A 24203-nucleotide genomic window follows, 5' to 3' on the forward strand; every position below is an offset into this window, starting at 1 on the left:
CAAATCAGCCGGAAATGGACTCACACCAAGCGGGGTTCTGCGCAAGGAAATCAAAAACACTCACACGAAGGCACGTTCTGTGCATTTGCATGGGCTTGAGCGCCGCTTGACCTGGACCGCGCTTCGGGGAATAGCGTGTACGCAAGCACGGATCCCCGCGAAAGGCTCCAACATTCCCATGCAAGACCAATCGGCAATCCTCGAGGGCTCGCTCTGGCGGTCCGTGCCCCGCTTTGCGCTGCCGCTGACGGCCACGAGCATCCTCGAGCAGCTCTCAAGCCTCATCGACGTCGTCATGATCGGCCACTTCTCGGGCGAGGGCGGGGAGCTAGGCATGGCCGCGGTGGGTGCCAACACGCCCATCATGAGCCTGGGCGCGACGGCCGCGCTCATAGTGGCGGCCGCGCTCGTGGTGCGCCCCTCCAGGAGCTTCGCCTCCGCCCATCGGCCAGGCACGGCGAGAAGACCGCGCCGTAGCCCGCCAGGCGCCGGCCGACGTCTTCAGCAAGCGGCAACTCTTGTGCCGCCTTTGTGCCGTTCTCCCTATACAACAAGTGTTCATCCAATATGGCCCCTAAGCAGCGGTTTTATGCAGAAGGGACCACCCCATGGCTTCCACGGGAACCACAGGCGCCAACGTACTGCTCGACTCAGTCATGAGGTGGGCGAGGCTCGCCCCGGACGCCCCGGCCTTTAGCGCGGCCTCCTGTCAGGACACCACCTACGCGCAGCTCTGGGACCAGGCCTGCGTCATCGCACATGGCCTCGACGCCCACCTCGGGGGCCGCGGCCCCGTGCTCGTCCTCGGACGCAAGACCGCCACGACCGTGGCCTCGTTTCTCGCCTGCCTCATGAGCGGCCACGCCTACGTGCCGGTCGACGTGAGCCTGCCCGCCCGTCGGGTGCACGACATCGCCGGCCAGATCGAGGGCGCGGCATGCCTGGCTGCCTGCGAGTTGCCCGAGGAGCTGGCACCCATGATCTTGGAGCCGGGCTATCTCGACGCGCGCCAGCTCCTGGTCGACGCCGAGGAGCGCGGCCTTAAGGCGGCCCCGCTGCCTCGCGAGCGCTGGGTGAGCGGGGAGGAGACCCAGTACATCATCTTCACCTCTGGCACGACGGGCCGCCCCAAGGGCATTGAGGTCACGGCCGCAAACGTCGCCCAGTTCTCGGAGTGGCTGCGCGAGTTCCCGCAGGTCCGCAAGGGCGGCCGCGTCTTTCTCGACCAGGCCCACTACTCCTTTGACCTGAGCGAGTTCGAGCTCGTGGGGGCGCTTGTTACCGGCGGCTGCCTGCATGCGGTGGACGAGGGGGAGTGCTCCGACTTCCGTGCCCTGTTTGACGACCTCTCGCGCTCGGGCGTCCAGGTGTGGGTCTCCACGCCCTCCTTTGCCGACCTCTGCCTCGTGGACAAGAGCTTTGACCAGCGCCTCCTTCCCAACCTGCGGCTCTTTCTGTTCTGCGGTGAGACGCTGCACCACACCACCGCGGCAAAGCTGCGGGAACGTTTCCCCCAGGCCATCGTGGCAAACACCTACGGGCCCACCGAGTCCACAGTTGCCGTCACGTACTGTCAGATTGGCGACAAGGAGCTGGCCGACCCCACGCCGCTGCCCGTCGGGCGCCCGCGCCGCGGCACCGAGCTGCGCATCGTCGACCACCAGACTGGCGAGCCGGTGCCGGCGGGCCAGACGGGGGAGATCGTGATTGTGGGCGACACGGTGGCGCGTGGCTACTGGCAGGACCCGCAGAAGACCCAGTTGGCCTTCTTTGAGTCGCAGATGGGCGACGGCACCCCGACCCGCGCGTATCGCACCGGTGACCTGGGGCGCATTGACGCTAGCGGCCTTCTTCACTGCGAGGGCAGGCTCGACTCGCTCGTGAAGCTCAACGGGTTTCGCATCGAGCTCGGCGAGGTGGAGGGCGCGCTCGAGGCCCTGCCGCAGGTCCAGCAGGCCGTGGTGGCGCCTGCGACAAAGGACGGACGCGTGCGCAGCCTCTGCGCCTTCGTCGTCCTCGCGGCGGGCGGCGAGAAGGGCGAGAAGTCCGGCGCGCCAGGCGAGAAGCCCGGCTCGCCCCGCGACACCCTTGCCCTGAGCCGCGAGCTCAAGGCGGAGCTCGCCCGCAGCCTGCCGGCCTACATGGTGCCGCGGCAGGTGCGCGTGCTCGAGCGCATGCCGCTCAACGCCAACGGCAAGGCCGACCGCAGGTCGCTTGCCGCAAGCGTTTCTCGATAGGTGGTGGCCGTGCCGGGCGCGCCTTGGCACGGCATGAGACCGAGGAGGGTCCCGATGGAAAACAACGAGCTTAGCGACCGCATGATGGATCTGCTCGAGGACGTGAGCGGAGACCCGTCCGTTCGCGACCACATGGATGATGACCTATTTGAACTGGGGTTTCTTGACTCCATGGCGGCCATCGAGCTGCTGGTTGGTATAGAGGACGAGTTCGGCGTGAGCATCGCCCCCACCGAGGTGGAGCGTTCGGCCATGAACACGCCGGCAAAGATCATCGCGCAAGTCCAGAAGCGCCTCTAGCGCGGCTGGCGGCCCGGCATGACGCTCTTCGCCGACCCAAGCTTCTTCGTGCTGCTGGCGGCCGCCCTCGTGCCCGCGGCGGCGCTCGGCCTGGCGGGACACAGCCTGCGCCGCTATGGCCTGGCGGTCTCGCTGGGGTTTCTCGCCTGCGCCTTTATGGGCAACCCGGTGCAGCTTGCGGGACTCGTGGCCTTTCTGCTGCTTGCACGGGCGGCGATGCTCTGGCTCGCTGCGAGCCCCAGGGACAACGTGCGCTACGGCCTGGCCGTGGCGGCGAGCCTGGCCCCACTCGCGGTCTACAAGCTCACCGCGACCGCGGGCGTCGGCCTCTGGGGCTTCGTGGGCATCAGCTACGTGACGTTCAAGGCCGTCCAGGTGGTGATCGAGGTCCGTGACGGGCTCATCGGCGCCCAGGACCTCGGGCTCGAGGACTGGCTCTACTTCCTGCTGTTCTTCCCGCAGTTCTCGTCCGGCCCCATCGACCGGAGCCGCCGCTTTGCCGCCGACGCCCGCGCCGTGCCCTCCCGCGACGAGTACGCGGGGCTCCTTGCCCGCGGCATCCTGCTCCTCCTTGCCGGCGCGGCGTACAAGTTCGTGCTGGCGGCATGGGTCCACCGCGGCTACGCGGCGTCCGCATGGGGCAGCGCCAGCGGCGGCGCCGACGTGGTCGCCGAGCTTTGGCTCCAGGTGAGGTGCGCCTACCAGTACGGCCTCTACCTCTTCTGCGACTTCCAGGGCTACAGCCTCATGGCCATGGGTGCGAGCTACTGCTTGGGCATTCGCTGCCCGCGCAACTTCCGCGCGCCCTTTGCGGCGGCAGACATCGTGGACTTCTGGAACCGCTGGCATATCACGCTCTCCACGTGGTTTCGCGACTTCGTGTTCATGCGGTTCACGCGCTGGTGCATGCATAGGCGCCTGGTCCACGGGCGCGTCCGCACGGCTCAGGTGGCCTTCATGGTCGACATGCTGGTCATGGGCTTCTGGCACGGCATCGCGCCCTGCTACATAGCCTATGGCGTCTACCACGGCCTTCTCTTGGGCGCCACGGAGTGGATGCAGAAGAGGTCGCGCTTCTATCGCGCGCACCGGCACCAGGCGTGGTTCCGCGTGGGCCTGTGGTTTGTGACGCTGCAGCTTGTCATGTTCGGCTTTGCGATCTTCTCCGGACAGGTGGGGGTCGCGCTGGGAGGCGTGCTCAATGGATAGGAAGCCCACTGGGGCCAAAGGGCGCGGCCGCGGCCTTTGGCTGCCGTCGATTCCGCAGGTGAGCGGCACGAGCCTGCTCTGCGCGGTCCTCCTCGGCGTGGCGGCGCTCGGCCTTGGCCTTCTTGCCTTTGACAGGCTGGTGCTGCCCGGCAACGGCCACGCAGACGCGAGCAAGCTCTACGACTACGTCTATGCGCAGGGCAAGTCCGAGAACGTCGACTTTGTGACCAGCAACATGTCCGACGACGGCTACCTCTGCTTTGGCTCCTCCGAGTGGTACGTCTCCAAAAACCGCGTGAGTATGTGCCCCCAGGCCGTGTTTGGCGAGAACAACGCGGGCGTTGACATGACCTACATCGGTGAGGGCTACGACCAGAGCCTCTGGCAGGCCATCGCCGCGGGCGCCTACGGCAGCTCGGGCAAGGTCCGCAACCGCAAGGTCATGATCGTGGTTTCTCCCCAGTGGTTCTTCAAGGGCTCGGGCGACCAGGACAAGTTCTACACGAAGTTCTCCTACAGCCTCTACCGCGCCTGCATGCAGAGCGCCCAGCTCTCCGACCAGACCAAGGCCTACCTGCGCCGTCGCTGCTCCGAGCTGGGCATCGACGCGCAGAAGCTCTCCGCGGCGAGCCATGACACGCCCCTTGACGCCATAAACGACGCGGCGTTTGCGGCGGCGGACTCCTGGAGGCTGCGCAGCCAGATTCCCAACATCGTGAGCCTGGCGCCCACCAAGAGCGCCACGCGCGCGAGCGGCCAGCCCACGGGCGAGCCGGACTGGAACGCGCTGCTGGCCAGCGCCGAGGCCGAGGGCCAGGCGGCCTGCACCAACAACGACTTTGGCATCTACGACGAGTTCTGGGAGAAGAACCACACGTACGACCCCGAGCTCTTCCAGAACTTTGACGACGCAGCGGACGAGTACGCGGACTTTGCCTGCCTTCTCCAGGTGTGCCGCGAGGTTGGCTTCGAGCCGCTCGTCTGCATCCTGCCGGTCCATGGCCAGTGGTATGACGTGAGCGATGTCTCCTCGGACGTGCGGCAGCGCTACTATCAGGCAATACGCGAGGCCTGCCAGAAGGCGGGCGCCAGCTACGCGGACTTCTCGCCCTACGAGTACGAGAAGTACTTCCTGTGCGACACGGTGCACCCGGGCTGGAAGGGCTGGGTGCGCATAGAGCAGGCGTTCTACGACTTTGTGAGCGGCAACGACGACGAGTACCCGACGAGGGCGGGTGGGCGCTGATGGGCAAAGGGCTGCTTCGCGCGGCGCTCCTTGCAGGGGCGGCGCTTGCCGTGGTGGCGTTCGGCGCCCTGCTGGTCTGGTTCATCGCGCTCTCGGGGCTTAACGAGCCGGTGGGGTTTGTCTATGGCGGATTCTAGGCGATTCCTTGCCGGGGCTGCGAAGGGCGACCATACCCATCCGTTGCGGGCGCTGGCGTTTGCCCTGTTGGCTGTTCTCCTTGCCTCCGGTTGGGTGTGGTCGGTGCCGGCGCATGCCGACGAGGCGCTCCTCCCGGACGAGGCCGACGACGCGCAGGCGGAGGCCGACGAAGCCGACCCCACCGACATGGGCGTGGCGCCCATTGGCGCCGAGCTGCGCGGGGAGGTGCTCTCGTCTGCGTTGGACGCCTATCTTGACCAGGCGTTTCCCGCGTCGGGCGTGCCGGGTGCGGCCGTGGCCGTGGTTGACTCGGACGGCGTGCGCTACCTGCGGACGGTGGGCGACGTCACCTCCGCGGACCAGACCTTCATCATCGGCTCGCTCTCCAAGAGCATGGCCTCGGCGGCCGTCCAGCAGCTGGTGGACGCGGGCGCCGTCAGCCTGGATGCGCCCGTAGACGACTACCTGCCCGCCTACGGCGTCCCGCGCTCGGTGACGGTGCGCGACCTCCTCAACCAGACGAGCGGCTTTGGCTACTACCAGAGCCTCGCCGACGCGCGGGTGGGGGAGTCCTACGGCGAGTTCTCGTACGCCAACGCCAACTACGACCTGCTGGGTAGGCTCGTGGAGAGTGCGAGCGGCCTGTCCTACGGGGACTACCTGCGCAGGAACCTCTGGGGTCCGCTCGGCATGGCCGACGCCTGCCTGGACGGCGAGAAGAGCGCTGCGGCCGCCGGCAGCGATGACAACGCCGGCGGCGGCATCGACGGCGAGGCCACCGGCCATCGCAACTGGTTCGGGCTGCCCGTGGCCGACGGCTTCGTGCATGAGAGGGGAGACGGCGCCTGGGGAGGCCCCGCCTCTGGCTACGTGCGCGCAAGCATCAGCGACATGGCCTCCTACCTGCGCATGTACCTCAATAGCGGTGCGGGCGTGGTCTCGCGCGCGGGCGTACATCGCATGGTCTTTGACCGTGTTCCAGACGCCAGCGGGGACACCTGCTACGGCATGGGCTGGACCACCTACAGCTGGGGCGACGGCGAGCTCGTGATGTCGCACGACGGCGACGTGGAGAACTACGTGGCGCGCATGTGCGTCATTCCCGGGCGCGACCTGGGCATCGTGCTCCTGGCTGACCAGAACGACGCGGTGGGTGGAAACGCCGCGTTCTGGCAGATGGCCGACGACGTGACCTCACTTGCGGTGGGAGGCGTGGCCGTGGGCATCGACCCCGGCGAGACGTGCGCCACGCACGCCTGCTACGACGCTGCCTACCTGCTGGCGATTCTCGCCTGCGTGGCGCCCGTCCTGCTCGCGCGCCGCTGGGCCGGGAGGATGGCCGCAGCAGACGCCCCCGAGCGGGCCGTGCGCGCGGCGTGGGCGGTCGCCCTCCATGTGGCGGTGCCCGTCTGCGTGGCGCTTGTCCCCGCGGGCTTTGGCATGCGCCTGCGCGACTTCGCGGACTTCTACCCCGAGCAGGCCCTGGTCATGGCCATCTGCGACGTGCTGCTGGCGGCCGGCGGCGCCATGAAGGTGGCCTCCCTGGGACGAGCCCGGGGAGGCCATGGTTGCGTTGCGTGTGGCTGAGGCGCGCCGTTGCGCGCGGGCGCTACTTGTTGCTGAAGGTGACGCCGCAGGAGCCCCCGTCGGGACCCACGAGGTCCGCCAGCGTCTTTGAGTCGAGGTAGGAGGAGGTCACGCGGCCGAGGTCCCTCCAGACGCTCACAGTGCTGCAAGAGCCTATCTGCGGGCAGATGGTGCCGTTGGAGCAGTCCAGGCACCCGACCGGCGCAAGGGAGCCCTCGGCGGCGCGCAGGAGCTCTCCCAGCGTGTACTCCTCGGGCTTGCGCGTGAGCTTGTAGCCGCCGCCCTTGCCACGCTGGCTCTGCACGTACCCGGCCTTGTGCATGAGGGATATGACCTGCTCCAGGTACTTGCGCGAGATGTTCTGGCGCTTGGAGACGTCGCCCAGGGAGACCCAGCCCTCGTGGCTCGCGAGGTCTGCCATGGCGCGCAGCGCGTACATGCCCTTTGTCGAGAACATGCCGGTAGCCATGAGTTTCTCCCTTCGGTGTCTGTGGCGGGTGGAACTGGTGCGAAAAGTTGACAAAGGGACTGTCCCTTTGTCAACTCGGACGTTACTTGCGGGCCTGGAGCATCTCCTCGAGGGTGCGCCAGGCGAGCTCGGCGCACTTGACGCGCGCGGGCATGTGGGCGATGTCCTTCAGGATGGCGGCGTCCTCAAGCTCGTCGATCCTGGGGTCGTCCTCGGAGACCTCGCCGCGGACCATCTGCATGAAGAGCTTGCAGAGGCCGATGGCCTGCTCGGGGGTCTTGCCCACCATGAGGTCGCTCATGATGTCGGCAGAGGCCTGGCTGATGGCGCAGCCGTGGCCGGTGAAGGCGGCCTCGTCGATGGTGCCGTCGTCGGCAAAGCGCACGCTGAAGGTGAGCTCGTCTCCGCAGGAGGGGTTGACGCCCTCGTGGGTGCAGTCGGGGCAGTCCATCTGGTACTTGTAGTCCGGGTGGGACACGTGGTCCATGAACTCGGCGTTGTAGAGGTCAGTCACGGCCATGGAATACCGTCCAAACTTGGGTCAGGGCGTCCACCAGGCGGTCGACGTCGCTTTGGTCGTTGTAGAAGGCCAGGCTGGCACGGCAGCAGGCCAGGTTCTCCACACCGAGCCAGGTGAGCAGCGGCTGGGCGCAGTGGTGGCCGGCGCGGATGCACACGCCCGACATGTCCAGGATGCTGGCCACGTCGTGCGGGTGGACGCCGCGCACGTTGAAGCTGATGACGCCGTGGTGCTGGGAGGCCTCGGGGTGGCCGATGAGCTCGACGAAGTCCAGCTGCCCCATGCGCTCCCACGCGTAGGCAACCAGGGCAGCCTCGCGGGCGGCCACGGCCTCGTAGCCCACCGTCTGCGTGAGGTAGGTCAGGGCCTCGCCCGTGGCGTAGATGCCGGCGGCGTCCTGCGTGCCGGCCTCGAACTTCTCGGGCACGGGCGCCCAGGTGGCGTCCTGCTCGGTCACGGAGTCGATCATCTCGCCGCCGGTAAGCATGGGCGGCATGGCGTCGAGAAGGTCGTGCCTGCCCCACAGCACGCCGATGCCCATGGGACCCAGCGCCTTGTGGGCAGAGAAGGCCAGGAAGTCCGCACCGAGCGCGCGCACGTCGACGGCCATGTGGGGCACGGACTGGGCGCCGTCGACCACCATGTAGCCGCCCTGCGCGTGTACGGCCGCGGCAATCTTCTCCACGGGAAGGCGGATGCCCAGCACGTTGGAGACCTCGGCGGCGGCGCAGATGCGGGTCTTGGGGCCAATCTTGGCGGCAATCTCCTCGTCGGTGATGACGCCGTCCTCGTTGGGGTAGAGGAAGACGAGCGTGGCGCCGGCGGCCCGGCAGGCCTGCTGCCAGGGGATGAGGTCGGAGTGGTGCTCCATGATGGTCACGCAAACCTCGTCGCCGGCCTTGAGCACAAGCGGCGAGAATGACTTGGCCACCAGGTTCAGGCTCTCGGACGTGTTGCGGGTGAAGACGACGTCCTGCGCCAGCGCGCGGCCGTCCTCGTCGACGGCGCCGATGAGGCGCGCGACCTGCTCGCGCACGCGGCCGATCTCTGCCGTGGCGGCCACGGACAGGCTGTAGAGGCCGCGAAGCGGGTTGGCGTTCATGGTCTCGTAGAAGCGGCGCTCGGCGTCAAGCACGCACGCAGGGCGCTGAGCGGTGGCGGCGCTGTCAAGGAAGGCCAGCTCGGGGTGGCCGGCCAGCAGGGGAAAGTCCTGCTTCACGGGGTTCTGGCTGATGTCAGCCGCGGCCTTGGCGTCTAGCATGCGGCCTCGCCTCCCTCGGGCAGCCCTGCGCCCTCGTCGAAGTCGTGGGCAACGTCTGCGCCCAGGACCTCCTCGGCGCGCAGCACGGCCGCGCGGTGGGAGGCCTCCTCGGGGGCGTGCATGATGGCGTCCTCGAAGATGGCCCGCACAAAGAGCTGCTCGGCCTCGCGGCGAGAAAGGCCGCGGTCCATGAGGTAGTCGATCTGCTCGGGGCTCACGCTGCCGATGGTGGCGCCGTGGTTGCCGGCCACGTCGTCCTCGTCGCAGAGGATGACGGGCATGGTCTTGTTGACTACGTCGTCGCCCAGGACGAGCACGCTCTCGGCCTCGTTGCCCTTGGAGCCGCGGGCGCCGTGGACGAGGTCGATGGTGGCGCGCAGGGTCTTGCGGGCGGCGTCGTCAAGGGCGCCGGACTCGCTGACCTCGGCACGGGTGTTGCGGCCGCGCTGGCGCACGACGTGGTTGATGTCCAGGACGTCCTTGCGGCGGGCGTGGTAGCGGCAGGTGAGGTCCGCGCGGGAGCGGTCGCCGGCCAGGTCGATGGCGCTGCCCAGGGCGAGGGTGCCTCCGCCCAGGGCGTACTGGCGCACCTCGACGCGGGCGTCGGCGGCGGCGCTCACGCCCAGGCTCTCCAGGTGCTGCTGGCCCTCGGCCACGCCCAGGACCTCGACGATGGTGACGCAGGCGCGGGCCTCGGCGACCACGCGCAGCAGGGAGGCGCACGTGCCCGCCTGGCCCTGGCCGGACGCGGCCACCACGATGGTGGCGCTCGCGCCCTCGCGGACCATGACGCCGGTGTCTGCCACCTGGCCCTCGTCCGCGCTCACGGAGACCACGATGGGCTCCTCGCGGTGGGTACCGCGCGGCACCTCGACGTAGCGGGAGTCTGCCGCCTGGGAGCAGACCCAGTCGGTGACCTTCTGTCCCATGCCGCACTCTATCTTGGAGAAGAGCTGCGGCAGCGCGAAGTGCACGTCTCCCTTGCGGGAGATGCTGGGCACGGTGAGGGTTATGTCGTTGGCGCGCAGGCGGTTCCACGTCTGCGCAGGCGGGGTGCTCACGCGCTCGAGCGTGACGGTGCCCGCATTGGCGGCCGCGGGTGCGGCGGCCTGCTGGTTCTTCTCGTCAGCCATTAGCCGATGGCCCCTTCCATCTCGAGCTTGATCAGGTTGTTCATCTCCACGGCGTACTCCATGGGGAGCTCCTTGGAGACGGGGTTGGCAAAGCCGTTGACCACCAGGGTGCGCGCCTCGGCCTCCGAGCAGCCGCGGCTCATGAGGTAGAGGATGGTGTCGTCGGAGATGCGGCCGATGGTGGCCTCGTGGCCCACCTGGGCGGTGGCGTTGCGCACGTCCATGGCGGGGATGGTGTCGGAGCGGCTGATGTCGTCCAGCATGAGGGACTGGCAGGAGACGCTGCAGCGGGCGCGGTCGGCGCGGCGGCCCACCACCACGGAGCTGCGGAAGGTGTTGATGCCGCCGTCCTTGGAGATGGACTTGGTGTTGACCGTGGCCGTGGTGTCGGGCCCGTTCATGACGACCTTGCAGCCGGTGTCCAGGTCCTGCGTGGCGCCGGCAAAGGTGATGCCGGTGAACTCGCAGCTGGAGCGCGCGCCCTCCATGATGGTGGTGGGGTAGAGGTAGGAGACGTGGCTGCCAAAGGAGCCGGAGACCCACTCCATCTTGGCGTCGGCGCCTACCTTGGCGCGCTTGGTGTTGAGGTTGTACATGTTCTTGGACCAGTTCTCGATGGTGGAGTAGCGCAGACGCGCGCCGTCCTTCACGAAGAGCTCCACGGCACCGGCGTGGAGGTTGGCCTCAAAGTACTTGGGGGCGGAGCAGCCCTCAATGAAGTGCAGGTCGGCGCCGGGCTCCACGATGATGAGCGTGTGCTCGAACTGGCCCGCGCCCTGCGCGTTCAGTCGGAAGTAGCTCTGCAGCGGGTAGTCCAGGGTGACGCCGGCGGGCACGTAGACGAAGGAGCCGCCGCTCCAGACGGCGTAGTGCAGTGCCGCGAACTTGTGGTCGGTGGGTGGGATGAGCGTGCCAAAGTACTCGTGCACGACGGGCTCCCACTGGGGGTCGTGCAGCGCGTCCTCGATGGTGGTGTAGACCACGCCCTGCTTGGCCACGTCCTCGCGCATGTTGTGGTAGACGATCTCGGAGTCGTACTGGGCGCCCACGCCGGCCAGGCTCTCGCGCTCGGCGGCCGGGATGCCCAGGCGGTCGAAGGTGTCCTTGATGTCCTCGGGCACGTCGTCCCAGCTCTTGGCCTGCTTGGTCTTGGGCGAGACGTACGTGGAGATGTGGTCCAGGTCAAGGCCGGCGATGGAGGGACCCCAGTTGTCCGCCATGGGGCGGGCGTGGTACTTGTCCAGCGCGTCCAGGCGCATCTGGAGCATCCACTCGGGCTCGTCCTTCTTGGCGCTGATGGCGCGGACGATGTCGGGCGTCAGGCCGTCGGCGTAGCGCTCGTAGCCCTCCTCGGACTTGGTGAAGTCGTAGAGGGAGCGGTCGACGTCGGCCACCTGGGTGCGCTTGCGCTCCTCGCTCACTCGGCATCACCCGTCTTGGGGGAGATGATGCCCTTCTCGGCGGCCTCGCGCTCAAAGCGCTCGAAGCCGTTGGCGTCGATGTCGGAGATGAGGGAGGCGGGGCCCTCGGCCACCATGTGGCCCTTCACCATGACGTGGGTGCGGTCGACCTCGAGGCGCTCCAGGATGCGCGTGTTGTGCGTGATGACGATGAGCGCGCCGTCGCACTCCTTGCGGTAGGCCTCGATGCCGCGGCTGACGACGCCCAGGGCGTCGACGTCCAGGCCGGAGTCGGTCTCGTCGAGGATGGCGAGCTTGGGGCGCAGGAGCAGGAGCTGGAGCATCTCGATCTTCTTCTTCTCGCCGCCGGAGAAGCCCACGTTGAGCTCGCGCATGAGGAAGGACTGGTCAAGGTCGAGCTGGTCGGCGATCTCTCCCACGCGCTGGCGGAACTTGCGCGCGGTGGTCTTGAGCTCGGGGCGCATCTGGCAGATGGTGCGCAGGAAGCTGTAGAGGGGCACGCCGGGCACCTCGACGGGGGCCTGGTAGGAGAGGAAGATACCGGCCAGGGAGCGCTTGTCGGCGGAGGCGTCGGTGAGGTCGGCGCCGTCAAAGCTGATGCTGCCGTCGGTGACGCGGTAGGTGGGGTCGCCCATGATGACGTGGCCTAGCGTGGACTTGCCGGCGCCGTTGGGGCCCATGAGCACGTGGCACTCGCCCTCGCCCACGGAAAGGTCGACCCCGTGGAGGATGGGCTTGTCTTCGGTCCCAGCAAAGACCTGGCTCACGTTGAGAAGCTCACTTGCCATGTATCTCTCCTTATGGTTGGCGCGCGGGTGCGCGCTGGCGTGCTGGCTGTTGCGTGCGACGGCCGGGTGGGCCGCCGCGGTCGCGCCCTGTGGGCGCAGCCTAATTCATACTAGTTTGTGGGGATTTTGGCGCAAGGGTCAGGGCTGAAATTCCCGTCGGCGGCGCCAGAAAACACCCCGACCCGACAATTCCTACCCAGGCGGGGGCATTTCTATCCTTGGGCGAGAAGGGCTTCTCGTCGTGCGGGGCAGGCGCGGGGGTTGTGCCATACTGGGCAGCGTTGGCTCCGAGTCTGGGAGGTCGGGCACATGTACATGTATGAGAGCGGCGCCATCTGATAGGCCGCGATTGCCGCGCGCCCTTTGCGTCGTGGCCGAATTCTGTCTCGAACCCCTGACCCCTGGGAGCAAAATTGAATCTTCTTAACACCCCCGAGCGGCGAGTTGTTGCCGCTAACTTTCTTCTGCAGCTGGGATTTCAGTCCACATACTTCGTGGGCATCATAGGCTGCGCCACCTACGTGCTGGGCGCTGGCGCCTTCGAGGTGTCCGCGCTCGTCTTCTGTCTCAACCTGGCGCTCATCGTGGGCAACTTCTGCTCCGGCGCCGTGGTGGACGCCGCGGGGCCGCGCAAGACCCTCGCCGTCACGCTGGCGGCGCTGGCGTCCTGCGGCGTCCTGGGCCTTCTCGCCCCGGTGAGCTACCCGCAGCTCTACGTGCTGGCCGTGGCAAACGGCCTGCTCTTTGGCACGGGGACCACGGCCATCGACGCCTACCCGCGCTTCCTCGCCGACGACGGCGGCAGCCTGCTGCGCATGAACAGCCTCAACAACACGGCAACCAGCGTTGCCGTCATCCTGGGCCCGGCCCTGGGCGGCGTCATCACCGGCTCCCTCACCAACCAGGCGGTCTTCTCGCTGCTTGCGCTGGCGCCGCTGCCGGCCATCGCGCTCGTGCTGGCCACGCGCGAGGCACGCCCGGTGGGTGCCGCCGCCCCGGGCGCCCCGTCTGGTAAGAGGGACGGCCTTCTGGCAACGCTCTCAGAGGGCGTCCGCGTGACGGTGCGCAACGTCGACCTGCGGCTGATCTTCCTCATGGGCTTCATGGGGTTCTTTGCCTACGGCGCCTTCGACAGCCTGGAGAGCCTCTTCTACCGCGACGTCCTGCAGGTGGGCACGCAGTGGATGGGCTGGCTCTCTGCCATTGCGGGCATCGGCGGCACGGTGGGCTCGCTTCTGATCATGCGCGTGCCGCAGAGGCACGTCTCCATGGGCCTTCTGTCTGCGGCGCTGCTGGTCACGGGCGTGGGCTCGTGCGTCTACGTGGGCACGGGCAACGTCTGGGTGGCGGCCTTCGGCCAGGCCGTCTGCGGCATCGGCTTTGGCTCCATGGGCCCGGTGCGCGCCACGCTCACGCAGGAGCGCTGCGACCCCAGCCACGTGGGCCGCGTCATGGCCACCATGCGCGTGGGCCTCAACGGCGCCGGAGTGGTGCCGCTGCTGGTGGCGCCCTTCCTCGCCGACGCCTTTGGCGTGCAGGCGGTCCTCTTCGGCGCGAGCCTGGCCACCGTCGCCATCGCCCTCGCATTCTGGGCCCTCTCCCGCCGCCGGTAGGGCGCGCTCGGCGAGAAGTGCCTCTCGCCGCATCTCGTTACAACTTGGTGCCGCAAGGCCGCCCGGTGAGCGCTTCTCGCCGGGCGGTTCCTATGATGGCGGGCGTTGGCGTCCGTGTGCGGCGGGCGCATCGCTCGCGAGGAGGCAGCATGCAGGCTTGGAAGGCGTTTGGCAAGTTCATAGGCTCTCACCTGGCCTTCATTGCCCCCATCTGCGTGGCCTTGGGCGTGCTCTTCCCGTCTCAGCTGGCCTTCCTCAAGCCGTGGGTGACGCCCCTCTTTGCGTTCATGACCTTCCAGGGCGCCCTGGGCAACAACCTCTCCAACCTGGGGCGCACCTTCGCGCGCCCGGCACCCATGCTGGTGACGCTCGCCGTCTCCGCCGTGGCCATGCCGCTCGTGGCGTTTTGCCTGGGCACGCTCCTCTTCGGCAGCAGCCCCAATCTGGTGCTGGGCATCGTCCTCGAGTACTCCGTGCCCGTGGCGGTGGTCTCCACCATGTGGATCGGCATGTTCGGCGGAGACGTCTCGCTCGGCCTGGCAACGCTGCTGGTCTCCACGGTGCTCTCTCCCGTCACCATCCCGCTCACGCTCCACGTGCTGCTGGGCCAGACCGTCGAGGTGGACGTCGCGGGCATGATGGGCGACATGCTCGTGCAGATCGCGCTGCCCGCCCTCGCCGGCATGGTGGTCAACGACCTCACCCGCGGCCGGGCCAAGGCCGAGCTCTCACCGGTGCTGGCGCCCGCCGCCAAGGTGGCGCTCGTGCTGGTCATTCTCTCCAACTCCACGGGCGTCTCCCCGTACATGCGCAACCTGACGCCGCAGCTCGTGGGGGTCATCGTCTTCATCGGCCTGTTTGCCAGCACGGGCTACTTCTGGGGCCTCGTCATAGCCAAGCTCTGGCGCCGCCCGCGCGAGACGATGGTCACCATGACCTATCAGACCGGCATGCGCAACATCTCGGCCGGCGCGGTCCTTGCCGCCCAGTACTTTCCCGGAGAGGTCATGTTCCCGGTTATGACGGGCACCCTCTTCCAGCAGGTGCTCGCCGCGTGCTTTGGCAGCTTCATGCGCTGGCTCCTGGCCCGCGAGGACGCCGCCATGGGACAAAAGGGACGGGGGATTATGTCCCAAAATGTGGAGAAGCGCTGAGCTGCTGCCCCGCTCCTTTTGTCCAAGGCAGCCCGCGGCCACAACCTTCTGTTTGGCCTGAAATTTGCGGCAAACAATGCGAAGGCCAAAAGGCCCCCAGGTGTTGTTTCGTGCTTTCTTGAGGAGTCCTTTCGGCGAGGGAAAGCCGTCGGTCGATACAGGCTCTTTGGGCGGTTGCTGTATATACATCAGCATATAAATAGCTAAATAAACAAAGTTTGAACGCATTGAACAACTGATTCTGTTGGCTAGCGTTTTTCTAGTAGCAAAAGCGCCGGGGGGGGGTGTAGTCTCTTCATTTGTATACAGATTGCCGCGGGTGTGCCGAGGGAGTCTGCATAGGTTTCTCTCTTCTCTTCGATGGGTTCGACTATGAAGATTAAACGTAGCCACTCTGTGCGCTTCGTCCTGTCCACAGTTCTCGCTGTCTTGGCGGTTTTCTGTCTACGCAGCGTCGCGTCTCCCGTGCATGCGCAGGATGCGCCGGGGGGGGTGTCTGAGCCGATTCTCATCAATGCGGACACGGCGGACATCACGTTCAAACTCTTTACCGACGAGTACCACACCCAGGTGCTCGACGCCCCCGTGACGTCCACTTCGCGCTTCTATGGGGCCTTCTCGGCGAGTTTCCTGACCGGCAAGGTGCCTTTGCCCGGGAAAAATGTCGCCATTTACGAGTTTCCCGTCACCATCGTCGTCGACGACAACGCCGGTGGCGACATTATGGAAGGCACGGGCGCCGACGCTGTAAAAGCCGGTACGTGGAAGATCGAAAACAATAAGATTATCTATACGTTTGACGAGAACTGGCTTGCGTCGAACCCCACGGACATCCATGTCGCGACGAATTTCTCGTTCCATCTTGCAAACACGGGCAGCGGTTCAGGCGGCGGCGCGTCCATCGAGTTCCCCGGTGCGGGGTCGATCGTGATCCCCACCAAGGACGGCGACCTCACGGGAACGAAATCGGGGACCTTCTCCCAGGGCGCTGACGGTGTCGCCAAGGTTGACTGGACCGTCAAGCTCAATGTCGAGTCGTACGCCACGAACGTCAAGTTTACCGATACGCTGGGCGATAACTTCGACTTTGTGGCCGGCAGCTTCATGCTCGACGGAAAGAAGCTCGACCCGCAGCCGACGATCAACGGCCAGACCGCGATTCTCGACACCCTGGGCAACCTTTCCCAGGGGGAGCACACGATCGCCTATCAGACGAAGCTGAAGAGCGGCGTTTCCGCTAACAACGGCGAGTTCATCGACCGCCAGGACGCCTCAAAGAACACGGCAACGTGGGAGTGGGGCGGCCCCGACGACCGCAAGAGCAACTCGGCCACGGCCGCTCCCAGCCAGTTTCGCTACGACATAATCAACAAATCCAACGGCTCGGGCGCGCCGTCCGACATCACGTGGACGGTTACCCTTAACCGAGGCGAGCTCAAGGCCGACATGAGCGGCTACGTGTTTACCGACACTCTGGACGGCAAGCAGACGTATACGGGGAACTACACGGTCTACAAGGGCGGGTCGGGGCTGGAGGTTCTTGCGACCGGCGGGCTCGATCCGTCGCAGAACACGTTTACCTACACGTTCCCGACCGACCTTGCCGACAAGTACGCCATCTATCGCATCGTCTATCACACAAAGATGAACGACGCGACCTCCTACGACACCGTGCGCAACAACGCGACCATCGAGCGCGAGGGCTCCGTTTCCGGCGCCGGCGAAGGCTCGTTCACGCCGCAGCTGGCCGGCACGCCGATCACCAAGAGGCTCGTGAGCTCCGATGAAGCCGCGACGACGGGCAGGGCGACGTGGGAGACGCGTGTCGCGCTGAAGGCCATCGTCAATGCGGTCCATCCGGAATGGGTGAGGGTGTACGACACGTTTCAGTCGGCGTGGTCGCAGAAACTCGGTGTCGACGAAAGCTCCATTACCATTAAAATCGGCGATACCGTGCTAGTACGGGGCGCCGACTGGAGTCCAACGGCCAGCTATCCGGGTAATGGAACAAAGAAAAACTACGACCTCAATATCTACGTTAACGACAAGGTGAAGGCAGCCCTCGAGAACGAGGACTACGCCGTCGTCACCTACACCACCACGTCAGATGCGCTGTCGGGCTGGTATTCGAACTTCGCGTCAGTCGGCGCGCCGGGCCTGAAACTTCAGCGACCGTACACCGACCCCGTCATGTACGTTGTCAACCAAGAGGCGACTCCGGCGGTCGAGAAGCCGGAGGCGGAGTCGAAGGTGACTTGGGATGGGGACTTCGACTGGAGCGCCGTCGACGGCACGAACGAGAAGGGGGCCTGGGTCGTCGACTGGACGGTGTACGCGAATCGCCAGAAGGGCAATAAAGGCGCAAATGGCGAGTTCGAGTACTACGGCGCCGGAAAGTTCAACGGCGCGCCGCTGAACATAGTCGATACCCTCCCGGACGGCATGAGCTATGTTTCGGGCTCCGCAAAGTACACGCTCGTGCAGAACCCCTACGATCAACATACGGGGCTTGGTCGCGGAAGCGAGGCCAAGACGGTCGTTTCGGATCAGTCTCTTGCCGCCGGTGACATCAGTGGCTCCGGCAACACGGTCACTTTCTCTATCCCCACGACAGCGCTCGGCAACTTCGCCGGCTATGCCAAGCTCACGTACAAGACGGCGGTCAAGCGCGGCGCGCACGATGCCACCACAAACGAGGTGAAGTTTACCAACTCGGCAAGTGCCGAGTCAGGGGACAAGAAGTTCGACTCCGGCAGCGGCACCGTCACCATCAAGAACAACGTGATCCAGAAGACCAGCGAGCAGCTGGGCAACAGCAACCGCATCAAGTACACCATCTTAATCAACGAGTCGGCCGTCGACCTCATGGCCGCAAGCGACCTCCTCGAGCTCGTCGACGTCATGGATGCCAAGTGCACGCTGGTGCCGTCTACGCTCAAGGTCTATGAGCAGGGGGGAAACGTCGTTTGGAAGGAACTTTCCAAGAACGACTACTCGTCAAAGATGGAGCAGGTCGAAAGCGACGGGGGCACGCGCACGCGCCTGACCCTCACGGTGCCCGACAATAAGTACCTTAAGGTCGAGTACGAGGTCATCCCGAGCGGAAACCCCGGCGACAAGGTTTCTCTTTCCAATACCGCCAGGCTCACAGGCGTGACGGAGGGCTTGGCGACCGATGAGAAACTATGGACCGTGAAGAGTGCCTCCGCAACCGCGGGCGGCAATGGCTTCGGCATTACGATGACCAAGTACGACGCCCAGCAGGTCGGCGCGACGCTCAAGGGCGCCGAGTTCGCGCTTTACAAGGTGGATGTGGATCGAGCCGCCACAGATGGCGTCGAGAACGCGAGGACACGGTTCCAGACCGACGTGACCAATGCCAACGGCAAGATCTCGTTCGGCACGAGCGGCAATGCGATGGCCGATTGCGTGCTCTATCAGCTCGTAGAGACGGGGGCGCCTGAGGGCTATGCCGCAGCCGAGCCCACCTGGATCATGCTCAAGGGCAATGCGAGCGACGATGTTTACCAAGAAGCGCTTACCAAGGCAAGGAACATCGTCGGCGACGCGGAGATCATCGACGACGCAAAGAAGGACGAGATCTGGATTTACGACGGCCGCCTGACGGGCTCGGCCGACATCCTTGCAAAGAAGGAACTCCAAGGCGGGGTGTTCAAAGCGGGGCAGTTCTCGTTCGTGCTCAAGGACGGTGACGGCAAGGTGCTCCAGACGGTGACCAACGACGCCGATGGCAACGTCTCCTTCCACGTCGAGTACAACAAGGCTGGCGAGTACCACTACACGATCTCCGAGGTCGTCCCTGAGGACGCCGAGAACAACGTTAAGGACCACATCACCTACGACACGACCAAGCACGACGCCATGGTCACGGTGACCAATGGCGAGGGGAAGCTCGAAGCCGCCGTCACCTACGACAACGGCTCCTCAACCTCGCCGACCTTTACCAACAAGTACTCGACCTCCTTGCCTGCCGCTGGCCGCACGGGGACGACGGCGACCTACCTGGCCGGCTCCGTGCTTCTTGCCATCGTGGCCGTCCGGATGCACCTGTATCGCACCGGCGCAAAGAAGGGAGGGGAGAGTCGTGAGTAACCGCGGCTTCACGTCCCGTTTCCGCGGGCTCGTCGCCCTTCTTTGCGTGCTTGGGCTGACGCTTGTGCCAATGCTCGCGAAAGCGGCCATAGCCTCCTCCGCGCGCAACGCCGCGACGGGCACCCTCACGGTGTCGGGCACGGTCGCGGACGCCTACGAGGCGTACCGGCTCTTTGACGCTGAGGTCGCGGACGGCGGCTCGGGAGACAAGGTCGCCTCCGATGTGATGTGGGCGAGCGACTCCGTGCGCGACGCCGCGCTCCTCGTGATGCGCGAGGCCGGCATGGACGCTTCGGGCGCCGCCGCCCAAGACGCCGCAGAGTGGCTCGACGCCGACGGGCACATGACCCCATCGCTCGCCATGAAGCTTGCCCGCGCGATTCGAGCGGCCGGTGTGGAGCCCGTCACAATCCCCGTGGGCAACGCCGCGGAGCTTCCCGCCGGGTACTGGCTCGTCGTCGCCGATGACGGCGCCATTGGCGAGTCCCAGGCGGGCACGGCGCCGATATTTGCGCTGGTGGGAGGAGCCCCGGTCACCGTAGCGCCCAAGGCCGCGATCCCGGAGGTCTGCAAGCACGTGCTCGAGGACTCGGACGGCGCGTGGAGCAAGGCCGCCGACGCCACCGTGGGCGACGACCTCTACTGGCGCCTCGCCGCGACGATCCCGGCGGGGCTTGCCGGCTACGACGCGTACACGGTAGAGTTCGCCGACGCCATGAGCGCGGGGCTCGATCCCGCCAAGGTCGCCTCGAGCGCGCGCGTCTACGTGGCCGCGGGAACTAGCGGCGGATTCGACGCGGTCACCGTCGCGGGCGGCTCTGCGGGCGCCGAGCCCGCGGACGGCTGGACAGACATCACCTCCGGGTGCGACGTCGCGGTCGATTCCACGGCCAATACCTTCACCGTGCGGACGGGCGACCTGATCGCGGCGCTCGGCGGCGCGGAGAAGTTCGCCGCCGGCGCCCGCGTGGTCGTCGTCTACAACGCGCCTTTGCGCGCGGGCGCCAACCGCGGCATCCAGAAGGGCAACCCCAACGAGGTGTACCTGCGCTACCCGCGCTCGCCCTTCTCCGACCAAGGCGGGGAGGGCGGCTATACCCGCACCCCGAGCGACCGCGCCACCGCCTACACCTGGGAGCTCGCGCTCACCAAGCGCGCAAGCGACGATCAGGCGCCGCTTTCGGGTGCCGTGCTGCGCGTCACCGACGACCGCGGGCGCCGGCTTGCCGCCGACGGGTCGTGGGCCGAGGGCGACGTGACCGTCACCACCGGTGCCGACGGGCGCGTGACGATGGGCGGCGTGGACTCCGGCGTGCTCACGGTCGAGGAGGTCGCGGCTCCTGAGGGCTACGTCGGCTTCGCGGGCGCGCGGGAGCTCGTCCTCGCGGTCGAGGGGCTCGATGTCCAGCAGGTCGCCGCCGCGAGGCCCACGCTCACCGTGTCCGCCGCCGAGCCGCTGCGCGTAGACGAGGCGGACGCCGCCTCGGGTGCCGCGGAGGCGACGATCCTGAACTCTCGCAGGCCCAAGGGCCCGATCGAGTGGCTCGGTGGGCTTCTTCCCAAGACCAACGACGGTAGCCTCGCAGCCGCGTTCATGCTTGCCTGCGCCGGTGGCCTGCTTGCAGCAGCATCGCGCCTCTTTGGGCGGAGAGGGAATCGCCGTGATGAGTAGCCACTTCCCTTCCTTTGCCGCGCTGGCCCCACCGTAGCCGCGTCATCGCTGCCCGCTCTGATTCAAATGCTCGTCTCAAAGGGCGGCCCTCGGGTCGCGCATACCCATCAGCAACACTCATAGAAAGAGAAACCAAACATGAAGACCAGCACGAACTTCGCCCGCGTCGCCGTCACGGCGGGCCTCACCGCGGCGATGGCCCTCGGCAACGTCGTCGCGCCCGCTGTCATGGCGCTTGCGGACACGGGGTCGACCGTCACGTTCGTGGACGACGATTACGCCGCGTCCACGACCTATAAGGGCATCCAGATCTTCAAGGCAAAGGTCGCGACGACCGGCGGGGCCCAGACGGTGAGCAACATCGAGTGGGCCAACGACGATGCCAAGAAAGCCGTGCTGGATGCCATCAAGGCGAAGGATGCATCTTTTGCCGGCGAGAACGCGCAGGATGCGGCCGATTGGCTGAACGTCAACGCTGGGGGGTTCCCGGGGACCGGCACGATGGTCGCGAGCAACGACGTCCTGAGCATGATTGCCGCCAACCTGAAAGCCAGCAACCTCTGGAGTACCACGACTAAGGGCAATGCGTCCCTTTCCGACCTTGAGGCTGGCTACTGGCTATTCCTTACCGATACCGCCGGCACCCCAGGCGGCATGTCAACCGACGCGTTCACCTCTCCCGTGTACGCCGTGATCGACGGCGTGAGCGCGACGACCGTCAAGCCAAAGAAGGGTGTGCCCACTGTCGAGAAGAAGGTCCTCGACGACGCGGAAGCCGCCGTCGTGGATCCCAAGACTTCTGACAAATGGAAGGACGTCGCCGACTCCCAGATCGGCCAGGAGATCAACTACCGGCTCACCGGCACTATCGCCAGCAACTACGCCACCTTCGACACCTATGCCTACAAGTTCACGGACGTGCTTTCCGACGGCCTCGACTATCTCGGCGGCTCGGTCGAGGTGTACGCGCTGAACGGTAACGATTATTCCTCTATCGACGCGAGCAAGTACGACGTGGCCTTCGACAACAACACGCTGACGGTCGAGTTCAAAGTCGGCGACGGCAAGAAGGGCCTCAAGGACGTCAGTGACGTGAACGCCGACACCAAGATCGTTGTCCTTTACAAGGCCAAGCTCAACGGCAACGCCGTGATCGGCAACGTAACCGACGGCAACAAGGGCGGTAACCCCAACACCGTCAAGCTCGAGTACTCCAACAACCCGTATGCCGAGGGCACGGGCGAGACGATCGAGGATACCGTCGCCGACTTCGCGTTCAAGCTCAACCTCAACAAGGTCGACCAGGGCACCGAGAGGGGCCTTGCGGGCGCCGTCTTCACCATCCAGTCCGATGATGCGAACACCGAGGGGCAGTACGTTGCCTCGAAGGCGGACGCCGCCAAGGGTATCGTCGCGGGCCAGCTCGTGGCCGTCGCCGACGCTAACAACCTCCCCGAATACGTGAAGTTCACGTCCGGAAGCGACGGAAAGATCGCCGTCTCCGGCCTCGACGCCGGCTCCTACAAGGTGACCGAGGTCCAGACTCCCGACAAATCCAAGTACACCAAGGCCAACCCCTTCACCTTCACCATCAAGCCGAAGTATGACGATAAGGCGATGAAGGTGACGGGCCTTACGGCGTCGGTTTCCGAGGCCGACAAGGGCCGCACCGACATCGCCTTCGGCACGCTCGACGGCACTGTTGGGGACCATGAGCTGACCGGCAAGGATGGCACCGGCACCAACGCCGCCACCGGCGAGGTCACCATTAACGTCGGCAACGCCAAGTCCGTGGACCTTCCCATCACCGGCCTTAACGGCGTGACGCTCACCTGGGTCGCGGGCGGCGCGGTGCTCGTCATCGGCGTGGCGCACCTCGTCCGCGGCCGCCGCGAGGAGTCCGAGGAGTAAGCTTCTCCTCGACATTCCGCTGTATTGAGCGGGCTTCTTGCTGTTTTGCGAGGCGAGGCCCCGCGGCTTCGATCCGCGGGGCCTCGCTCTTTGGGCGACGGCGTGCCTTTTGCCCGACGCGCGCCGTCGCCTGCGCGTCAGCACCACCCACATGTCCATTGCGACCGACGTCGGAGGCGCCGAGCCGATGAAACACCAAGACAAGCGCAACTCGACGGGAGCTCCCGCCCCAAGCGGCAAGAAGCGCCGCAGACGCCTGCCGCGCTGGGCTGACCGGCTCATCACCATGGCCGTCATCCTCATCGGCGTCGGCCTCATGATATGGCCCTGGGTCCTCGACCGGCTCGAGGCGTCAGGCGTCTTCAACCAGATCAGCGCCGTGTCTAGCACGGTGGACGCCCTTTCCGAGGAGGAGCGAGAGCGAATCTTGCTCCAGGCGCGCTCATATAACGAGCTGCTCGCCGGCGTTGCCCCCGAGCTTCCCGCCGACGAGATTGAGCCTTATGAGCAGCAGCTCATATTCGACCGCGACCCCATGATGAGCTGGGTCGAGATTCCCTCCATCAACGTGAGCATGCCCATCTACCACGGCACGAGCGAAGAAGTGCTCATGGCGGGCGTTGGCCACCTGGAGGGAACGAGCCTGCCCGTGGGCGGGGCATCCACGCACTGTGTGCTCACGGCCCACTCCGGCATGCGCAATCTCAGCATGTTCGACGACATCCATGCGTTGAAAGAGGGCAACCTTGTCCTTCTTCACACCATGAACCAGACGCTCGCGTACAAGGTAACGGGCTCTGAGGTCGTGTGGCCCGATGAGGTCGACTCACTCGGCCTCGAGCCGGGGGCCGACAAACTCACGCTCGTGACCTGCACGCCTTATGGCGTGAACGACCACCGGCTGCTGGTCCACTGCGAGCGCACCGAGTACGTCGAGCAGGAGGTGGCCGAGCAGAAGAGCCTCTCGGCGCGGCACTGGGGCAAGCGCGAGGTCGCGGCCCTCGTCGTCGTTGTCGCCTTGGCGCTGGTCGTCCTCGACGTCGCCATCCATCGGCTCCGCCGACGTCGCCGCCGGAGCGCTGCTGCGCGAGCCTAGCGCCGCCGCGTGCGCGGGCGGCCGTCGTCCAGGATGACGGCCAGGCCAGCCAGCACCACCAGCGCGACGAACATGATCTTCTTCATGGGCTTCTCCTTTCTCGCCTCCATCTGTCGAGAAGAGCATCCCGCTTGCGGCGCCTCCAGCCCATGGCCCCGCCTTACGCCAGCCTTTGGGTTTGGTAAGGCTGGACGCCTCGCCGTTTGTCCGCTCAGATTTGGCATCCACTGGAACGCGCTTTTAAGCGGCAGGAAAAAAGGCCCCTTTCCGCTCAAGAATCGCTTCCACTGGAGGGGAGAAGTGCGCAAATGTCGAGAAATGCCTCCTTTGCGCAG

The 24203-nt window shown here is 66.2% G+C and carries 18 protein-coding genes; 12 read left to right on the forward strand and 6 right to left on the reverse strand.

Going from position 1 to position 24203, the window contains the following annotated elements; genetic code table 11:
- The first annotated feature begins 608 nt into the window (after positions 1–608).
- The 6 genes from DXV50_RS01195 (at position 609) to DXV50_RS01215 (ending at position 6717) form a co-directional block, all read left to right on the forward strand.
- Complete coding sequence (locus tag DXV50_RS01195; protein WP_117204407.1) at positions 609–2237, forward strand: amino acid adenylation domain-containing protein; 1629 nt, start codon at positions 609–611, stop codon at positions 2235–2237.
- Between the two features lie 54 nt (positions 2238–2291).
- Positions 2292–2537, forward strand: a complete 246-nt coding sequence (gene dltC / locus DXV50_RS01200) for a D-alanine--poly(phosphoribitol) ligase subunit DltC (protein ID WP_117204408.1) — start codon at positions 2292–2294, stop codon at positions 2535–2537.
- Between the two features lie 18 nt (positions 2538–2555).
- On the forward strand, positions 2556–3746 hold the full coding sequence (dltB, locus tag DXV50_RS01205; protein WP_117204409.1) for a D-alanyl-lipoteichoic acid biosynthesis protein DltB: 1191 nt from the start codon (positions 2556–2558) through the stop codon (positions 3744–3746).
- A complete protein-coding gene (gene dltD / locus DXV50_RS01210) occupies positions 3739–4992 on the forward strand; it encodes a D-alanyl-lipoteichoic acid biosynthesis protein DltD (protein ID WP_117204410.1) in 1254 nt (417 codons plus the stop codon). The genes dltB and dltD overlap by 8 nt, the downstream gene beginning before the upstream one ends.
- Complete coding sequence (locus DXV50_RS09500; protein ID WP_157966942.1) at positions 4992–5129, forward strand: hypothetical protein; 138 nt, start codon at positions 4992–4994, stop codon at positions 5127–5129. Before dltD ends, DXV50_RS09500 begins: the two co-directional genes overlap by 1 nt.
- A gap of 103 nt (positions 5130–5232) precedes the next feature.
- Entirely contained in the window at positions 5233–6717 is a 1485-nt protein-coding gene (locus DXV50_RS01215; RefSeq protein ID WP_232817415.1) for a serine hydrolase domain-containing protein, read from the forward strand.
- Between the two features lie 22 nt (positions 6718–6739).
- Here DXV50_RS01215 and DXV50_RS01220 read toward each other — a convergent pair whose 3' ends face one another.
- The 6 genes from DXV50_RS01220 to sufC all read right to left on the reverse strand — a co-directional run bounded on the left by DXV50_RS01220 (position 6740) and on the right by sufC (position 12309).
- Positions 6740–7186, reverse strand: coding sequence for an RrF2 family transcriptional regulator (locus DXV50_RS01220; RefSeq protein ID WP_117204412.1), 447 nt, complete (start codon positions 7184–7186; stop codon positions 6740–6742).
- An 82-nt stretch (positions 7187–7268) separates the two neighbouring features.
- Entirely contained in the window at positions 7269–7706 is a 438-nt protein-coding gene (sufU, locus tag DXV50_RS01225; protein ID WP_117204413.1) for a Fe-S cluster assembly sulfur transfer protein SufU, read from the reverse strand.
- Positions 7693–8967 carry an aminotransferase class V-fold PLP-dependent enzyme gene (locus tag DXV50_RS01230; RefSeq protein ID WP_117204414.1) on the reverse strand — a complete coding sequence of 425 codons (1275 nt, stop codon included), beginning with the start codon at positions 8965–8967 and terminating at the stop codon, positions 7693–7695. The genes sufU and DXV50_RS01230 overlap by 14 nt, the downstream gene beginning before the upstream one ends.
- Positions 8961–10100, reverse strand: coding sequence for a SufB/SufD family protein (locus DXV50_RS01235; protein WP_117204415.1), 1140 nt, complete (start codon positions 10098–10100; stop codon positions 8961–8963). Before DXV50_RS01235 ends, DXV50_RS01230 begins: the two co-directional genes overlap by 7 nt.
- On the reverse strand, positions 10100–11521 hold the full coding sequence (gene sufB, locus DXV50_RS01240; RefSeq protein WP_117204416.1) for a Fe-S cluster assembly protein SufB: 1422 nt from the start codon (positions 11519–11521) through the stop codon (positions 10100–10102). The genes DXV50_RS01235 and sufB overlap by 1 nt, the downstream gene beginning before the upstream one ends.
- Positions 11518–12309: a Fe-S cluster assembly ATPase SufC gene (sufC, locus tag DXV50_RS01245; protein ID WP_117204417.1), complete on the reverse strand. Its 792-nt coding sequence runs from the start codon at positions 12307–12309 to the stop codon at positions 11518–11520. Before sufC ends, sufB begins: the two co-directional genes overlap by 4 nt.
- A 413-nt stretch (positions 12310–12722) precedes the next feature.
- On the opposite strand from sufC, the gene DXV50_RS01250 reads away from it, so the two are divergent.
- The 6 genes from DXV50_RS01250 (at position 12723) to DXV50_RS01285 (ending at position 23868) form a co-directional block, all read left to right on the forward strand.
- Positions 12723–13922 carry an MFS transporter gene (locus DXV50_RS01250; RefSeq protein ID WP_157966943.1) on the forward strand — a complete coding sequence of 400 codons (1200 nt, stop codon included), beginning with the start codon at positions 12723–12725 and terminating at the stop codon, positions 13920–13922.
- Positions 13923–14071: 149 nt separating this feature from the next.
- The gene (locus tag DXV50_RS01255) at positions 14072–15076 is read left to right on the forward strand and encodes a bile acid:sodium symporter family protein (RefSeq protein WP_117204419.1); all 1005 of its coding nucleotides are present in this window, start codon (positions 14072–14074) and stop codon (positions 15074–15076) included.
- Positions 15077–15448: 372 nt separating this feature from the next.
- On the forward strand, positions 15449–19189 hold the full coding sequence (locus DXV50_RS01260) for a Spy0128 family protein (protein ID WP_232817416.1): 3741 nt from the start codon (positions 15449–15451) through the stop codon (positions 19187–19189).
- Positions 19182–20861, forward strand: a complete 1680-nt coding sequence (locus DXV50_RS09505) for an isopeptide-forming domain-containing fimbrial protein (RefSeq protein ID WP_198666372.1) — start codon at positions 19182–19184, stop codon at positions 20859–20861. Before DXV50_RS01260 ends, DXV50_RS09505 begins: the two co-directional genes overlap by 8 nt.
- A 138-nt stretch (positions 20862–20999) precedes the next feature.
- Positions 21000–22772 carry an isopeptide-forming domain-containing fimbrial protein gene (locus DXV50_RS01280; protein ID WP_117204421.1) on the forward strand — a complete coding sequence of 591 codons (1773 nt, stop codon included), beginning with the start codon at positions 21000–21002 and terminating at the stop codon, positions 22770–22772.
- 187 nt (positions 22773–22959) lie between these two features.
- Positions 22960–23868, forward strand: coding sequence for a class C sortase (locus DXV50_RS01285; RefSeq protein WP_157966945.1), 909 nt, complete (start codon positions 22960–22962; stop codon positions 23866–23868).
- Positions 23869–24203: the final 335 nt, after the last annotated feature.

Source organism: Paratractidigestivibacter faecalis (genome assembly GCF_003416765.1).
Taxonomy (GTDB): Bacteria; Actinomycetota; Coriobacteriia; order Coriobacteriales; family Atopobiaceae; genus Paratractidigestivibacter; species Paratractidigestivibacter faecalis.

Coding starts and splice junctions, on each gene's coding strand:
- dltC (WP_117204408.1), top strand. CDS start 2,292: ATGGAAAACAACGAGCTTAGCGACCGCATGATGGATCTGCTCGAGGAC.
- DXV50_RS01260 (WP_232817416.1), top strand. CDS start 15,449: ATGAAGATTAAACGTAGCCACTCTGTGCGCTTCGTCCTGTCCACAGTT.
- DXV50_RS01285 (WP_157966945.1), top strand. CDS start 22,960: ATGAAACACCAAGACAAGCGCAACTCGACGGGAGCTCCCGCCCCAAGC.
- sufU (WP_117204413.1), bottom strand. CDS start 7,706: ATGGCCGTGACTGACCTCTACAACGCCGAGTTCATGGACCACGTGTCC.
- DXV50_RS01230 (WP_117204414.1), bottom strand. CDS start 8,967: ATGCTAGACGCCAAGGCCGCGGCTGACATCAGCCAGAACCCCGTGAAG.
- DXV50_RS01235 (WP_117204415.1), bottom strand. CDS start 10,100: ATGGCTGACGAGAAGAACCAGCAGGCCGCCGCACCCGCGGCCGCCAAT.
- DXV50_RS01280 (WP_117204421.1), top strand. CDS start 21,000: ATGAAGACCAGCACGAACTTCGCCCGCGTCGCCGTCACGGCGGGCCTC.
- DXV50_RS01255 (WP_117204419.1), top strand. CDS start 14,072: ATGCAGGCTTGGAAGGCGTTTGGCAAGTTCATAGGCTCTCACCTGGCC.
- dltD (WP_117204410.1), top strand. CDS start 3,739: ATGGATAGGAAGCCCACTGGGGCCAAAGGGCGCGGCCGCGGCCTTTGG.
- DXV50_RS01195 (WP_117204407.1), top strand. CDS start 609: ATGGCTTCCACGGGAACCACAGGCGCCAACGTACTGCTCGACTCAGTC.
- dltB (WP_117204409.1), top strand. CDS start 2,556: ATGACGCTCTTCGCCGACCCAAGCTTCTTCGTGCTGCTGGCGGCCGCC.
- sufC (WP_117204417.1), bottom strand. CDS start 12,309: ATGGCAAGTGAGCTTCTCAACGTGAGCCAGGTCTTTGCTGGGACCGAA.
- DXV50_RS01220 (WP_117204412.1), bottom strand. CDS start 7,186: ATGGCTACCGGCATGTTCTCGACAAAGGGCATGTACGCGCTGCGCGCC.
- DXV50_RS09500 (WP_157966942.1), top strand. CDS start 4,992: ATGGGCAAAGGGCTGCTTCGCGCGGCGCTCCTTGCAGGGGCGGCGCTT.